This window comes from Acidobacteriota bacterium (assembly GCA_026707545.1).
Lineage (GTDB): Bacteria > Acidobacteriota > Thermoanaerobaculia > Multivoradales > Multivoraceae > Multivorans.
On record JAPOWR010000001.1, the window covers coordinates 2,199,467 to 2,214,040 of the forward strand.

The following is a 14,574-nucleotide window of genomic DNA, read 5'->3' on the forward strand; positions in this document are numbered from 1 at the left end:
TGCCTTCTTCGCCCGCCATGGACGCCGTGCGAGGACTCACCAACGCGCCGGCGGTTCAGCTAGCAGCGATTCTTCTGCCCTTCGCCGCCTACCTAGCCTGTCAGTCGACAAGACCCGCGGCAAACGTGTCCTCACCGAGATCGGCCGAGCCGCCTGCGACCGCCACCACCCTCCATGACGCCGCGCCGTCATCGGCCGGCTTTGACACCGAGCGGCTTCAGCAGGCGGCCGCTCTGCTGGAGAACGCCGTGGCCGAGGGGGTCACTCCGGGCGGCGTCCTGCTGGTCGCCCGGCGCAGCGCGGTCGCGCTCGAACGGGCGGCCGGCCGCCTGACCTACGATGACGGCGCCGCCGCCGTCACGCCATCGACGATCTACGACCTGGCCTCGCTGACCAAGGTCATCGCAACGACGACCCTGATGATGCGCCGGGTCGAGGCCGGCGCCCTCGATCTGGACGACACCGCGGCCTCCCGCCTGCCAGAGCTCGAGGGGTCGCCGGTGGGCGAGGCAACGCTGCGGGATCTCCTGGCCCATTCGAGCGGGCTGCCCTGCTGCACCGAGCTGTTCCGGGAGCTCGGGGAAGGTCTCGACCGCGACGAGGCCCGGACCCGCTACCTGGAGCACATCGCCGCCACCGAACCGGAGGTCGCGCCCCGCGAACGGTCGATCTACTCGGACCTCGGAGTGCTGCTGCTCGGAGAGATCCTGGAGCGCGAATCGGGCAACAGCCTCATGGAACAGGTCCAGGAGGAGATTCTCGATCCGCTGGGGCTGGCCGCCACCGGCTACCTGCCCGCGGATTCCCTACGCAACCGGATCGCTCCGACCGAGTTCGATTCCTGGCGCGGCCGACTGCCGCATGGCGAAGTCCACGACGAGAACACCCATGCCCTGGGCGGCTTAGCGCCCCACGCCGGCCTGTTCGGTACCGCGCGCGACGTCGCCGCGTTCGCCCAGATGATGCTGAACGGCGGCGCCTACGGCGATCGTCGGATCGCGGGCGACGGCGCCGTCGCCCTCTTCACCCGCCGGGCCGAGCTCGTGCCCGGCAGCAGCCGTGCGCTCGGCTGGGACACACCGTCTGATCCCAGTTCCGCGGGACGTTACTTCTCCGCCCGCTCCTTCGGCCACACCGGCTTCACCGGCACCTCGCTCTGGATCGATCCGGAACTCGAGCTGATCGTCGTCCTGCTGACCAACCGGGTTCACCCGACCCGCGAGAACATCGCGATCCGCAGGCTCCGGCCGGCGATCCACGACGCAGTGGTTCTGGCCATCGACGACGCGGAGGTCGAGCTCCGGGGCGCTGGCCAGCGCTAGCTCTGGAACTTCACGCCCAGGGCGCGCAGATCACGTTCCGCCTGCTCCTGCCAGCCACGGTTCGCGGCCGGACTGGCCGGGCTCGGATGGAGCATCCGGCCGACCGGCACGCCCAGGTCCCCGAGCGCCCGGCGCGCCCGGCCCTCCGCGAACACGCCGATGCCGACCACCAGTCGGGGTTCCAGCGCTTCGACCGCCTGCCGAAGCGCTCGATCGCAGGCCTGAAACAGAGGCGCCTTCTCGCGTGCCGGCAGCCGGTCCGGAGTCAGGTTGGCGCCGCTCTCCAGGAGAAACGCCAGCGGGCAGTAGTTCCAGATCAGGAACCGCTTGAAGAACGCCTCCGGGTTCCCGAAACGCTGCTTCGCCCAGCCCCAGACCCGCCGGCCGCTGACCTCGCTCCGCCGGCAGTCGAAGCCGAGAATCGGGCGTTTCGGGTGTTGCTCCGCGGGCGGCTCCACTCCCGCTTCGATGCCCAGCCACTCCCGCACGTACGCCACCTCGCCAAACGGCACGCCGGTCTGGGTCATGCCCCACGGTCCGGGGTTCATCCCCACGAGAATCACCCTGCCTGGTCCGGCGCCGGCCAGATTCAGGTACGCGTGGTGCGCCACCCGGGCGTAGATCAGCGGGTTGTAGACGTGAGCGACTGGCGGGCCGAAACGAAGGTCGTCGACCGCCGAAGCGAGTTCGTCCGCGATCCTGGTCAGCAAGCCAGTCGCCGTCCGGCCTCAGACGATCCGCGAGGTGCGGCCCGTCCAGTAGCGGTCGCGCAGCAGGCGCTTGTAGAGCTTGCCGGTGGGAAGCCGCGGGAGCTGCTCCTCGAAGTCGATCGACTTCGGCGCCTTGTAGTGCGCGACGCGCTCCCGCGCATAGGCGCGGAGCTCTTCGGCAAGATCCGGACTCTCCTCGAACCCCGGCATCAACTGGACGACCGCCTTGACCTCTTCTCCCAGGTCCTCGTTCGGCACGCCGATCACCGCCACGTCGGCCACCTTCGGGTGGAGGATCAGAGCGTCCTCGATCTCCTGGGGATAGATGTTGACGCCGCCCGAGATGATCATGAACGCCTTGCGGTCGGTCAGGAAGACGTAGCCGTCCTCGTCCAGGTAGCCGACATCGCCGAGAGTGCTCCAGCGGGGATGGCGCGGGTGCCGCGAGCCGAGGGTCTTCTCCCGGTCGCCGTGGTACTCGAACAGGTCCGCGTCCTCGGGCGGTTCGAAGAAGATCGTCCCCGGCTCGCCCGCCGGCAACTCCTCGCCCTCGTCGTCACAGATGTGCACCGTCGCGGTCAGGCACTGGCCGACCGTTCCTGGTTTTCTCAGCCACTCCTCCGTTTCGACCGCGCACATGCCGTTGCCCTCGGAGCCGGCGTAGTACTCCAGGATGATCGGCCCCCACCACTCGATCATCCGGCGTTTGACGTCGACCGGACAGGGAGCGGCGGCGTGAATCGCCCGCTTGTGGCTCGACAGGTCGTAACGTGTGCGCGCCTCCTGAGGGAGCTTGAGCATCCGGTTGAACATCGTCGGCACCCACTGGCTAACGGTGATTCCGTAGTCCTCGATCGCCTTGAGCGAGAGTTCCGGGTCGAACCGCTCCATGACGACCGCCGTGCCACCGAGAGTCTGCGTGCCGGCCGTGAAGCCGAGCGGCGCCGCGTGGTAAAGGGGAGCCGGCGACAGGTAGATCGAATCGGCGTCGATGCCGTAGATCGTGGTCAGCACCTCGAACCGCTGGTCCGGCATCTCCTCCACCGACAGGCCGGTCAGCGGTCGCAGGATGCCCTTGGGCCGCCCGGTCGTGCCGGAGCTGTAGAGCATCGTGCTGCCCCGCGGTTGATCGGCGAGCGGCTCGGCCGGAAACGCGGCTGTCGCCTCGCCATAGTCGTCCCAGCCCGGCGGAGTTCCCGTTCGGTCGTCGCCAACGATCAGCCGGATCGGACAGCTCGGGATCATGTCGGTCAGTTCGGCACACGCTTCGGCCAGCTTCGCCGAACCGACGATGCTCTCCGCGCCGCAGTCCTTGACGATGTACGCCGCCTCCTCCGCGGTCAGGTAGCGGTTCACCGTCGTCAGGTAGAGGCCCGACCGGATCGCCGCCCAGTAGACGTCGAAGTACCGCGGGTCGTTCTCCATGAAGATCGCCACATGGTCGCGCGGCCGCAGGCCCTGCGCGTACCAGAGCTGAGCCAGCCGGTTCGACCTTCGATCGAGTTCGAAGTAGGTAACCGACTCCCCGGTTGCGGCCATGATGACCGCCGGCTTGTCGGGTGTCTCGCGCGCGTACCTGCCGGGATACATCGACGCGGCCTGCTCCGGAATCGCTTCGCCCGCGACTCAGGAGCCCACCGGCTCCATCTGCCAACTGAGCATGAACTCGCCGCGGCACGGGATCTGCCGGGTCACGTCGATTTCAACCTCGGCATCGACAACCGCGCTGTCCGGCGCCTCGAAGCGGCCGACGACCCGCGCCCTGATGTAACCGTCGTTGTCGACACGGAAGTCGTTCGGCGTGCGGAAGCTGAAACCGGCGTTGCGGACCGGCACCCGCACGTCCACGTTCCCGAACCGGCTGAAGGCGTCGACCACCGCGCCGCACGCCTCCGACTGGCCTTCCAGCAGGTCGGCGAGCCCCGGCAGTTCGACGAGGAACGCGGTCAGGACCGCTTCGTCGTTGTCACGCTCGAGAAGGAAACGCAGCACCTCTCCCTGATCGCCGGTGCCCGACCATTCGCCGACCGAGAAGACGACCAGCTCGACGCCCAGAAGGTCGCCCCGGTTATCGCAACCCCCGAGCAGGAGAACGAGCAGCGAAGCGGCCAGCACGATCACGCTACGGCGGCCTGAACTGTGGGGAGGCCTCGCTGGCGGTAGGTCTCGCACGGACATGGGAGAAGGTCACCCTATCGCAGCGCCCTTCGTCCGACGCGACCGCGACATCAGAAGACCCACCACGAAGATCGTCAACGTACCGATGACCGTGATCATGTAACTGTGGAGCGGAATCCGCAGCACGGCCAAACCCCCTTCGAGCTGTGGCGAAACGGTCATCCAGACGATGACCAGCACGCCAACCGCCACCCCCGCCTGCGCCGCGGCGCGGCCCGCGCGCGGCGCCAGCCGGTCGAGCGCGAACAGTCCCAGCAATCCACCGGCAAAGATGCCGGACACGGTCCACCAGACGTCGAGCAGGCTGGCGGCGCCGATCATGAGCAGCGCCGCGCCCGTGCCGAGCACTCCAATGCCTACCGTGGCGCGTCGGAGCACGCGGAGGTCCTCGACCTCCACGCCCGCGGGACCCGGTTCGGGCCGTACGTACGTGCGGTAGATGTCCGACAGGAACACCGTGGCCGAACTGTTGAAGGAGGTGTCGATGCTGCTCATCGCAGCCGCGAACAGCGCCGCGATCAGAAGACCCGCGGCCCCGCCCGGCAACCGGGTCGAGATGTAGTGCGGGAACGCCTGATCGGCGGCGACTCCGGCGGCCTCGGGCTGCCCCTGGAGAACCACGAAGAGCCCGGTGCCGATGAAGAAGAAGACCGCCGACACCGGCAGGTAGAGGCCGGCCGCCAGCCACACGGATTGCTGCGCCGCTCGGTCGCTGCTGGCCACGTGGTAGCGCTGGACGTAGCTCTGGTCGATGCCGAAGTTGTTGAAGTTGATGAACAGCCCGTAGATCAGCACGACCCAGAACGTCGAAGTCGTGAAGTCGAAGGCGAAGCTGCCGAGGGAGAACTTCCCTTCTGCCTGCGCCGTCTCGAGCAGTCCGCTCCAGCCCCCCGGCGCATCGAGGATCAGGAGGCCGACGACGATCAGCGCGCCGACGGTCAGCACGACACTCTGGATCACGTCGGTCCAGATGACCGCCTCGATGCCGCCAACGAGCGTGTAGATCGTGACGACGATGCCGGTGCACAGGATGATCCACGGCACCGGCCAGCCCGTCAGGGCGTTCAGCGCCAGCGCCACCCCGAAGAGGATGGACCCCACCCGCGCGAACTGGGTCAGCAGGTAGCAGGCCACGGCGTAGGTGCGCGCCCAGCGGCCGAAACGGCCTTCCAGATGGTCGTAGGCCGATACCGCGCCACCCCGCCGGTAGAACGGGATCCACCACCGCGCCGCCAGGAATGCCGCCACCGGCAGCGACAGCGAAAACACGAAGGCGTTCCAGTTGCCGCCAAACGCCTGCCCGGGAACCCCGATGAACGTGTTGCTGGACAGGAAGGTGCCGAACATCGACAGGCCCACCGCCCAGCCTGGCAGCGCGCCGCCGGCGATCATGAAGCCGCGCGCGGTCCGGCTCCGCCGGGCAAGCGAGATCCCGAGGGCGATGACCGCCAGAACGTAGGCGGCGAATACGAAGAGGTCTAGGCCGGCCGTCACTCGGGAGACAGGACCGGCGCTTCGCTCGGCCACTCGATGCCCGGCATGGGGTACCTAGGAAGCGCCGCGGGATCGAGCACGAAGTGCCGGATGCGAGTGCGCCGGTGCGTGTAGGTCACATGGACTTGGCCGTCGCCAGTCTGGATCACCGCCGGATAGGAGTACTCGCCGTCCTGGTCCTCCAGCATCAGCGCCGCGTCCCAGGTGTCTCCATCGTCCGACAACGCGACGTTCAGGCGCGAGCGGGAACCGGCCCAGGCGCCGTCTATCCGCACCTTGTGGTTGTAGACGAGCAGATGCCTGCCGTCCGCCAGGGTCAGACCGTCGACACCGGCGTCGGGGTTGAGCAGACCGGTGGCATAGATCGGCCCCCACGTCCTACCGTCGTCAGCGGAACGGGAAGCGGCGATGCGGCTCTGCTTGGAGCGGAACATCGCCAGGAGCTCGCCGCCACCGAGGGTGAAGATCGTCGGCTGGATGATCCAGAAGTCCTCGCCGGTCGCCGTCTTGCCGGCCAACCGGTCCGTACGGGTCCAGTTCCGTCCGAGGTCGGTCGACCGCTCGAAGTGAGCCCGCCAGGCTGGAGGGTCCGGCGCATCCTCGATACTCGAACCCGCCAGCAGCGAGCCGTCGGCTAGGGTGATCGGCTTGTTCTTGATCGGACCCAGGATGCCGTCCGGAAGCCGCCGCGGCTCGCTCCAGGTGCGGCCATCGTCGTCCGACTCCATGACCATGCCCCACCACTCCGGCGGACTCGGCCCCACCTTGAAGAAGAGCAGCAGGGGTACGCCGTTCCGGGGCGACTGGTAGAGCACCGGGTTCCAGGTCGGGTAGCGAACGCCGTCCGCCTGAACGCCGTTGGCCACTTCGACAGGGGCCGTCCAGCCGTCGACGCCGTGCCCGCTGAACCAGATGCCGACATCCGCGTTCCGCTCGGCGGTCCCGCCGAACCAGGCAGCGACCAGAGCGCCAGACGCCGTCTCGGCGATCGTCGAGGCGTGGCATTCCGGATGCGGCGCATCGTTGAAGATGAACTCGGCCAGCACGACGCCATTCTCGGCTGCCGCCGGTGCCGTGAGCATTGCGGCAAGCGCTGCGGCCACGGCGCCTGTCCGTTGTCGCGGGCTCATCACGGCGCGTCCTGTGGCGCAGCGGAAAGAAGCAGCCCTTCAGCCTGACGAATGATCTCGCGCGCCCGTTCCAGCAGCTCCGCATCGGTCGCGCTGCTGATCGGATGCTCGATCACAGCGAACGGGTAGCCCGGCGCACCGCAGGCCTGCGCCATCAGCTCGGCGCCGTCGACGAACGCCGACGTCATCACCCCGACGGCCGGCACACCCTCCCGCTCGAACGTGACGGCGTCGTGCAGACTGCACGACGAGCAGCTCCCTCAGTCGCCGACGCCGGTGATGACCAGGCGGCGCCTTGCCAGACGGCGCACGAGTTCCGGCTCGGCCGGAGCGCTGTAGTTCCCCTTCGTCGCCCGCTCGACCGCGGTCACCTGCCAGCGTTGGCGCAGCAGCGACTCCACATGGTCGAACAGCGGAACCACACCGGCCTTGCCGTTCGAGAGCAGGGCAGCATCGACCCCTGCCAGGGTTTTCAGCCGGGGTGCCGGTGAGAGCTGCGGCGAAGAGCCCTCCCAGGACGGATCGAGAACTTGCATGGTTCGGAGTGTAGCCCCGGACGGCTACAGACTAGGCTCTGCGACGTCCTGCCGAACTGCTGGCATGAGGACACTCGCGGGAAGGAACGAGGAACCATGAGGAGAGTTCGCTACTGCGTCGCCATGAGCCTGGACGGCTACATCGCCGGCCCCAACGGCGAAGCGGACTGGATCGTCATCGATCCCGACTACGACTTCGCCGAACTGTACGGCGAGTTCGACACCTACCTGATCGGCCGGAAGACCTTCGAGAGCACCGGGGGCCAGGACCAGGGCTCGATGCCCGGCGCGCGGACCTACGTGTTCTCGCGGACCCTGAAGCAGAGCGACTACAGGAACCTCACGATCGTCGGCGACGACTGGAAGGAGGTCGTCAAGTCCCTGCGCGAGGAGGACAGCAAGAAGGACATCTGGCTGTTCGGCGGTGGGTCGCTGTTCCGCAGCCTCGCCGAGGCGGGCCTCGTCGACACGGTGGAGGTCGCGGTGATTCCAACGATTCTCGGCGGTGGAGTTCCGCTGATCGCCGAGCCGGTGCCGCGGATCAAGCTCGAACTAGAGGCACAGAACGTCTACAAGGAGACGGGGACGGTCGATCTGGTCTACTCCGTGGAGCGGGCCTAGCTAGCGCCGCCTCCCAGCTAGAAGCGATCTGCCTCCCAGAAGGCGAACCGCTCAGGCGGCAGGAAGCGGGCCAGGAGATCGCCAGCGTTCGCCGTGTCCAGCCGCGCGGCGAGTGCATCATCGTCCAGGCTACGGACCATCCAGGTGGCTGGAGGCCTCGCGTCGGGCGGTACTTCGTTCCATGCCAGCCGGGTGTCGGTCCGGGCGCCGGCGGCCGCCAGCAAGCCTTCCAGAGCTTCGTCCCGGATCAGGGGCATCCGGATCGACTCGACCTTACGCCCGGTCATCGCCGCGGCCAGCAGCTCGCACAAGGCAAGGGCCGCATCGGCCTCTCGGCCCCACTCCAGTACCCGGAGCAGGCCGTCAAAGTCGGCGACGCGCAGGTAGGCCGCTCGGTGAGATCCGCGGTCCGCGATCCAGATGTCCTCCTCTGGAGTGCCGGCAAGCCGGAAGCTGCCCTGCCAATCCTCCGCGGAGCCGCGGTCGACGATGCCGTCCAGCGGCGAATCGTCGGCTACTTCAGCGTAGAGGCGCCAGAGTCTCTCAAGCTCGCCTCGGTCACGCTCGGCATCGTAGGGGCGGACGGTCGTCGGAGGAGCTTCCACCTTCACCGGCCAATGTAGCGTTCGTAGACCTCTCGACCACGGCCGGTAGCCGTACTGCCCGTACCACTTGAGCCGTTCGGCGTAGAGATAGGACAGCACCATGCCGCGGTCCCGCATCGCCTCGATCGCCCGTTCCAGCAGGGCGCCTGCTACTCCCTGTCGCCGCGAGTCGGGCCGCGTGAACACACTGCCGATTCCACCCATGGGCAGAACCTGGCCCCCGATCCGCACCCGTCGGGGGAAGATTTGAACGGACGAAACCAGCTCGCCGCCCCGCTCCGCCACCCACACGTTCCGCGGCTCGAACGCCGGATCGAGCTCCACGTAGCGCCGGAAGAAGTCCCAACCCCGCTGGCCGTCCGGAAACGGCCAGCCGTCCAGCAGGTCGAGCAGAGCCTCGATCTCGCCGGCGCGGAGGGTTCGAAGTCGCGCGCCCACCATGGCGGCGACTCTGCCACGCGAGAAGCTCTCCCTCTTGACGTCGCTACCGGACTTAGCCAGACTTAGCCAGGCCGATCCTGGAGGGGAGAACGGATGAAGGTGAACATGCACGAAGCGAAATCACAACTCTCGCGTCTGGGCAAGCTGGCCTGGGAAGGCGAGGAGGTCGTCATTGCCAAGGCGGGAGAGCCGTACCTGCGGCTCGAGCCTTACCGCGAGAAGAAGCTGGAACCCCGCAAGCCGGGCGGTCTGGAAGGGAAGATCTGGATGGCGCCGGACTTCGACGAGCCGGACGAGGAACTGTTCGAGGAACTCATGAACTCGAAGATCTTCCCGGACGAAACCTGAAGGTGGAGCGTCTGCTGCTCGATACGCATGCGTTCCTGTGGTGGATCTCGGACGAGTCGATGCTCCGGAGGGGCGCCCACGCAGCGATAGCCGAACCTCGCAACGAGATCTTCGTCAGCGCCGTCACGGCATGGGAAGTCACGGTCAAGCGGCTGAAAGGGAAGATGGAGGCCCCGGACAACCTCGCCGCGATGGTCGACGAAAAGGGACTCTCCCATCTGCCGCTGACCTTCCATCACGCGGAGCTGGCCGCACGGTTGCCCCGGCATCACAAGGACCCCTTCGACCGGTTCCTGATCGCCCAGGCTCAGGCCGAGGGACTCACGGTTGTCACACGCGACACGCACTTCCCGCTGTACGGAGTACGGACCATTCGCGCCTGAGCCGAGCCGACGCAGGCTAGTCTTCCCGGCGTGAACCTGCGCGCAGCGTTGCTCCTTACCTTCCTTCTGTCGCCGCACGCCCTAGCGGCCCAGACGGACCTGCCAGTCCACGTCGAGCCGTTCCTGCAACAGGTCGCGGAGTACTTGCCACCCGCCGTCGAAGTGAACGGCCCGCCTACCGCAGCGCCGACTCCAGCCCGCACACTCCACGCCCCCGGCGAAGTCCGCGAGGTCATCACGGATGCCGCGATCCGGGTCGCGGCCGCCACGTCCGCCGGCGTCTACCTGCGGGACGGCTCCGAGACCGTCTGGCGGCGCCTGTTCCCGCGCGACGGCGACCGAAGCTGGGCGCCCGTCGACGTGCGGGCGGTCGAGTTCGACTACGACGGCAGGCTGTGGTTCGCCTCGCCGCAGGGTCTGGGCGCTCTCGACGAAGTCACGGGAGCCTGGCGGCTCTACGACCGCCACGACGGCTTGCCCTGGAACGATTTCACGAGCCTCGCCGCGGCACCGGACGGCTCGATCTGGGCGGGCACCACCCGCGGTCTCGTCCGTCTGATCCCCGGCGCTTCCCCTGACGAGCCGCCCCGCTGGCAGTACCGGCAGGGACGGCGCTGGCTGCCCCACGACCACGTGCTGTGGGTCGACGTCGACCGGGACGGCACGGTACGGGTGGAGACCGCCGCCGGGCCCGGCAGGATCCACCTGCGTCCGATGACGTTGCGGCAGAAGGCGCAGGGCTTCCACCAGGCGATCGACCGCTTCCACCGTCGCACGTCGTACGGCTACGTCCTGGGCGTGGCGCTGGAGAACCCCGGCGACACGTCGACGTTCCGCCAGTCCGACAGCGACAACGACGGCCTGTGGACCTCGATGTACGGCGCCGCCGAGTGCTTCCGCTGGGCGGTCACCGGCGAGCCGGAGGCGCGCGAGAACGCACGCCAGGCGTTCGAGGCGCTTCGCTTCCTCCAACTCGTGACCCAGGGCGGCACGCCTCCCGCCGAGCCCGGCTTCGTCGCCCGCACGATCCTGCCGACGGACGGCCCGGACCCCAATGCCGGCCGCGTGGAGAGCGACCGCCGGTTCCGCGAGGAGCGGGACGGCCTTTGGAAGGTGATCGATCCCCGTTGGCCCACGAGCGCCGACGGCAAGTGGTACTGGAAGAGCGACACGAGCTCCGACGAGCTCGACGGCCACTTCTTCTTCTATGCCCTGTACTACGACCTCGTTGCCGACGGCAATGCCGAGCGCGCGGAGGTCCGCGAAACCGTGCTCGCGATCGTCGACCACCTGATGGACCACGGCGGCTCGCTGGTCGACCACGACGGCAGACGGACCCGTTGGGCGGTGTTCGGCCCGGCGCAACTGAACGACGACCAGGACTGGTGGGAGGAGCGCGGGCTGAACTCGCTTTCCTACCTGACCTACCTGCGGATCGCCGAGCACATGGCCGAGGACGACGCCAGCCGGGAACGCCTCGCCCTGGCCGCCCGCACCCTGATCGAGGACCACGCCTACCTGGCGAACCTGCGCAACCCCAAGGTCCAGAGCGGCCCAGGTACCGGCAACCAGTCGGACGACGAGATGGCGTTCATGAACTTCTACCACCTCCTGAGGTACGAACGGGACGCGGCGGTGCGCAGCGTCGTCGCTCACTCGCTGCGCCAGTACTGGAAGGTCCTGCGGCCTGAACGGAACCCCCTGTTCGACTTCATCCACGCCGCCGCGATCGACGGCAACGGTTACCGCGACGCCTTCGACGACGAGGCCTACCGTCGCGACGACTTTCCCCTGGACGACGCGGTAGAGAGCCTGATCCTCTACCCGGTCGACCGCTTCGACTGGGCACTCTCCAACAGTCACCGGCTCGACGTCGTCCTGCTGCCCCAGCAAGAGGAACGCCGCGGCCTGCGGGGTCACCTGATCGACGGCCGCGTCCTGCCGATCGACGAGCGCTTCGTCAACCACTGGAACCACGACCCGTGGCGCCTCGACCACGGCGGCCAGGGCCGCTACCTGGCGGACGGGGCGAGCTTCCTGCTTCCGTACTACCTCGGCCTCTACCACGGCCTGATCGAAGAAACGGCAGGCGGGGCCGCGGAGTGAGGGCCCCCGAACCGGGTGGACCGCTCGTTGCACTCCAGCTCTACACGCTCCGGCGGCAGGCGCGGGAAGACCTCGAGACCGCTCTGGATCAGGCAGCCGAAGCCGGTTACCGACAGGTCGAGTGGTTCGGCGGGCTCTGGGGCCGCACGACCCGTGAACTGAACGAACTCTTCGCCGAGCGAGGCCTGACCCTGGCGGCCGCCCATGTACCGCTGGCCGAACTCGAGGAGGAGGCCGCCGCGGTGATGGAGACCTACCGCGAACTCCACTGCGAGGTGCTCGTCTGTCCATGGCTTGACGAAGCCCAGCGCGGAGACGGGAGCCGCGCGCACTACCTGGAACTCGGCCGCCGCCTGGACCTGCTGAGCTACCGGTTCCGTGCCGGCGGTTTCCGTTTCGCGTACCACAACCACGAGTTCGAACTCCTGCCCTTCGATGACGGCAGGCCGGACCGCCTTGGCCGCGACGGTCTGCACACCCTCGTTTCGCGGCGCTCCCACGACGGATGGGGTCTGGAGCTGGACACCTACTGGGCCGCCTTCGCCGGCTCGGACCCGGTGGCTCTGATCAGGGAACTCGGCGATCGGGTGCAACTCCTCCACCTGAAGGACGGCCTGCTCCCCGGACGACCCGAGGAGCGGACGGCCGGACAGGCAACGTCCGAGCGCTGGTTCCGGCCGCTGGGCGAAGGCAACGTCGACATCGCCGGTTGCGTCGAGGCGGCGCTTGAGTGCGGCGTGCGCCTGTTCGTCGTCGAGCAGGACGAGACCGCGGAAGCCGGCGGAGCACCAGAGCGCGACATCGAGGTGAGTCTCAGGTACCTCCGGACCGCGACCGCAATCGGCGCGGCGACGCTGGAAGCCGACGCGCGATGACCTGGGGCCTCTCCGGGCTCGACACCGCGATCGTCCTCGTCTACCTGGCCGGGATCCTGGTCATCGGCACGACCTTCAGCCGCTACGTCAAGACCAGCGGCGACTTCCTCTTGGCCGGCCGCGCCCTGCCGTTCTGGGCGATCGGCATGTCGATCGTCGTCAGCGACATCGGGGCCACGGACTTCATCGCCGTCGCCGGGGGCACCTACCGTTACGGCCTCGCCCAGGCGAACTTCGACTGGCTCGGCTCGATGCCGGCGCTCCTGATCGCCGCGTTCCTGATCGTTCCCTTCTACTGGCGTAGCGGCGTCTACACCGTGCCGGAGTTCCTGGGCCGGCGCTACGGCAGCGGCGTGCGCAGCTTCCTCGCTCTGGCCTGGGGCGTCATCCTGGTGCTGAACCTCGGGATCATGATTCACGCCACGGCGCTGCTCATGCGGACGGTGCTCGGTTGGGATCCACAGCTTTCGATCTGGATCACGACCGCGATCGTCGGCATCTACACGATCAGCGGCGGCCTGGCCGCGGTCGTGATGACCGACGTGCTCCAGCTCATCATCATGTTCGTGGGCGGCGCCGCCCTGGTCGCGCGCGCTCTCTACGAAGTCGGCGGACTGGCGGCCCTTCGGGACGGGGTGCTCAACCAGGGCACCCAGTACGCGGACCACTTCTCGCTCTACCTGCCGCACGACACGACGACTCCCTTCCCCTGGACCGGGATCGTGCTCGGTCTCGGCATCGTCCTCTCCATCGCCTACTACACCGGCAACCAGACGATCGTGCAGAGAGCGCTCGGCGCGCGCAGCGAGTGGGACGCGAAGGCCGGCGTGCTTCTCGCCGGCTTCCTCAAGCTGTTCATCCCGTTGCTCGTCGCCCTGCCGGGACTGGCCGCGATCCTGATCGTCCCCGACCTCCAGAACGCCGACGAGGCGGTGCCGAGCCTCATCGCCCAGTTGCTGCCGCCGGGCCTGCGCGGCCTGATGTTCGCCGCCTTCCTGGCGGCGCTGATGTCGAGTGTCGACTCCCACCTGAACTCGGCGGCGACCCTCTGGAGCCGCGACCTGCTGGGGCGACTCCGGCGGCGCCTGGGCCGGGCGGAGCTCGGTACAGCGGCGGAACTCCGCTTCGGTCGCATCCTGTCCGCTGTACTGCTTCTCGTCGCCGCCTTCATCGCGCCCGAGATCGAGCAACGCTTCAGCAACATCTACAACGCGATCCAGACCGTCTTCTCCCTGATCCAGGGGCCGACGCTGGCCGTGCTCCTGCTCGGCATCCTGTGGCGCGGAGCGAACCGTTACGGCGGCGCTGCGGGTCTGGTCTCGGGCGTCGGGCTATGTCTGCTGCTGAACAGCCCGGCCATGGACGGGCTGTTCCCGTCCGAGGAGCCGTTCCTGTTCGTCGCCTGGTGGTCCTTCGTGTTCACCCTCGCCGTCACCTGGCTCGTCAGCCGGCTGACGCCGCCCGAACCGCCGGAACGCCTGCGCGGTCTGGTCTGGGGCGAGGTGCGGAATGACGAGGCTGTCCAGGCAGCGTTGCGAAGCCGGGTCGCCCGGCTTCAGGACGAGGGTGCGACCCGATGAGAACGATCCTCGAGTTCGTCCTCGGACCGATCGACGCCGCGATGGGTGCGCTGCCGCTGTGGAGCGCCCGCATCGCCGTGGCGCTGCTGCTCATCCTGCCGGCGGTCGCCGTGTGGCGGCTCCGCCCCGACTGGGTGCTCCGCGGAGCGCCCGACCGCGCGAAGTGGCGGGACCTCCGAGTCTGGGCGGCGCTGTTCATCGTGCCCTACCTCGTGATCTACCTCCTGCTGGCTTAGACCGACCGC

General features: G+C 68.2%; 16 protein-coding genes. 8 read left to right on the plus strand and 8 right to left on the minus strand.

Annotated features, from left to right (window positions below; all coding sequences use genetic code 11):
- Nucleotides 1-125 precede the first annotated feature (125 nt).
- Nucleotides 126-1,322: a serine hydrolase gene (locus tag OXG83_08655; GenBank protein MCY3965095.1), complete on the plus strand. Its 1,197-nt coding sequence runs from the start codon at nt 126-128 to the stop codon at nt 1,320-1,322.
- On the opposite strand, the gene OXG83_08660 is transcribed toward OXG83_08655, so the two are convergent.
- The 7 genes from OXG83_08660 to OXG83_08690 all read right to left on the minus strand — a co-directional run bounded on the left by OXG83_08660 (nt 1,319) and on the right by OXG83_08690 (nt 7,370).
- Nucleotides 1,319-2,032, minus strand: a complete 714-nt coding sequence (locus tag OXG83_08660) for a single-stranded DNA-binding protein (GenBank protein MCY3965096.1) — start codon at nt 2,030-2,032, stop codon at nt 1,319-1,321. The genes OXG83_08655 and OXG83_08660 overlap by 4 nt on opposite strands.
- Nucleotides 2,033-2,050: 18 nt before the next feature.
- Nucleotides 2,051-3,622, minus strand: a complete 1,572-nt coding sequence (locus tag OXG83_08665) for an acyl-CoA synthetase (protein MCY3965097.1) — start codon at nt 3,620-3,622, stop codon at nt 2,051-2,053.
- Between the two features lie 36 nt (nt 3,623-3,658).
- Entirely contained in the window at nt 3,659-4,153 is a 495-nt protein-coding gene (locus OXG83_08670) for a hypothetical protein (protein MCY3965098.1), read from the minus strand.
- Between the two features lie 66 nt (nt 4,154-4,219).
- A complete protein-coding gene (locus OXG83_08675; protein ID MCY3965099.1) occupies nt 4,220-5,704 on the minus strand; it encodes a sodium:solute symporter in 1,485 nt (494 codons plus the stop codon).
- Nucleotides 5,701-6,834 carry an exo-alpha-sialidase gene (locus OXG83_08680; protein MCY3965100.1) on the minus strand — a complete coding sequence of 378 codons (1,134 nt, stop codon included), beginning with the start codon at nt 6,832-6,834 and terminating at the stop codon, nt 5,701-5,703. The genes OXG83_08675 and OXG83_08680 overlap by 4 nt, the downstream gene beginning before the upstream one ends.
- Entirely contained in the window at nt 6,834-7,022 is a 189-nt protein-coding gene (locus tag OXG83_08685; GenBank protein ID MCY3965101.1) for a hypothetical protein, read from the minus strand. Before OXG83_08685 ends, OXG83_08680 begins: the two co-directional genes overlap by 1 nt.
- Before the next feature lie 72 nt (nt 7,023-7,094).
- The gene (locus OXG83_08690; protein ID MCY3965102.1) at nt 7,095-7,370 is read right to left on the minus strand and encodes a hypothetical protein; all 276 of its coding nucleotides are present in this window, start codon (nt 7,368-7,370) and stop codon (nt 7,095-7,097) included.
- A 96-nt stretch (nt 7,371-7,466) separates the two neighbouring features.
- On the opposite strand from OXG83_08690, the gene OXG83_08695 reads away from it, so the two are divergent.
- Nucleotides 7,467-7,991: a dihydrofolate reductase family protein gene (locus tag OXG83_08695; GenBank protein MCY3965103.1), complete on the plus strand. Its 525-nt coding sequence runs from the start codon at nt 7,467-7,469 to the stop codon at nt 7,989-7,991.
- A gap of 17 nt (nt 7,992-8,008) precedes the next feature.
- Here the strand turns inward: OXG83_08695 and OXG83_08700 are convergent, their stop codons facing one another.
- Nucleotides 8,009-9,037: a GNAT family N-acetyltransferase gene (locus tag OXG83_08700; GenBank protein ID MCY3965104.1), complete on the minus strand. Its 1,029-nt coding sequence runs from the start codon at nt 9,035-9,037 to the stop codon at nt 8,009-8,011.
- Nucleotides 9,038-9,130: 93 nt separating this feature from the next.
- On the opposite strand from OXG83_08700, the gene OXG83_08705 reads away from it, so the two are divergent.
- From OXG83_08705 to OXG83_08730, 6 genes are read left to right on the plus strand one after another with little or no spacing between them, the layout of a single operon-like run.
- Nucleotides 9,131-9,385: a type II toxin-antitoxin system prevent-host-death family antitoxin gene (locus OXG83_08705; GenBank protein ID MCY3965105.1), complete on the plus strand. Its 255-nt coding sequence runs from the start codon at nt 9,131-9,133 to the stop codon at nt 9,383-9,385.
- Nucleotides 9,386-9,387: 2 nt separating this feature from the next.
- Nucleotides 9,388-9,768, plus strand: a complete 381-nt coding sequence (locus tag OXG83_08710) for a type II toxin-antitoxin system VapC family toxin (protein ID MCY3965106.1) — start codon at nt 9,388-9,390, stop codon at nt 9,766-9,768.
- Nucleotides 9,769-9,798: 30 nt separating this feature from the next.
- A complete protein-coding gene (locus OXG83_08715) occupies nt 9,799-11,874 on the plus strand; it encodes a hypothetical protein (GenBank protein ID MCY3965107.1) in 2,076 nt (691 codons plus the stop codon).
- Nucleotides 11,871-12,749: a sugar phosphate isomerase/epimerase gene (locus OXG83_08720; protein ID MCY3965108.1), complete on the plus strand. Its 879-nt coding sequence runs from the start codon at nt 11,871-11,873 to the stop codon at nt 12,747-12,749. The genes OXG83_08715 and OXG83_08720 overlap by 4 nt, the downstream gene beginning before the upstream one ends.
- The gene (locus OXG83_08725) at nt 12,746-14,329 is read left to right on the plus strand and encodes a sodium/solute symporter (protein MCY3965109.1); all 1,584 of its coding nucleotides are present in this window, start codon (nt 12,746-12,748) and stop codon (nt 14,327-14,329) included. The genes OXG83_08720 and OXG83_08725 overlap by 4 nt, the downstream gene beginning before the upstream one ends.
- Nucleotides 14,326-14,565, plus strand: coding sequence for a hypothetical protein (locus OXG83_08730; protein ID MCY3965110.1), 240 nt, complete (start codon nt 14,326-14,328; stop codon nt 14,563-14,565). Before OXG83_08725 ends, OXG83_08730 begins: the two co-directional genes overlap by 4 nt.
- The last annotated feature ends 9 nt before the right edge of the window (nt 14,566-14,574 follow it).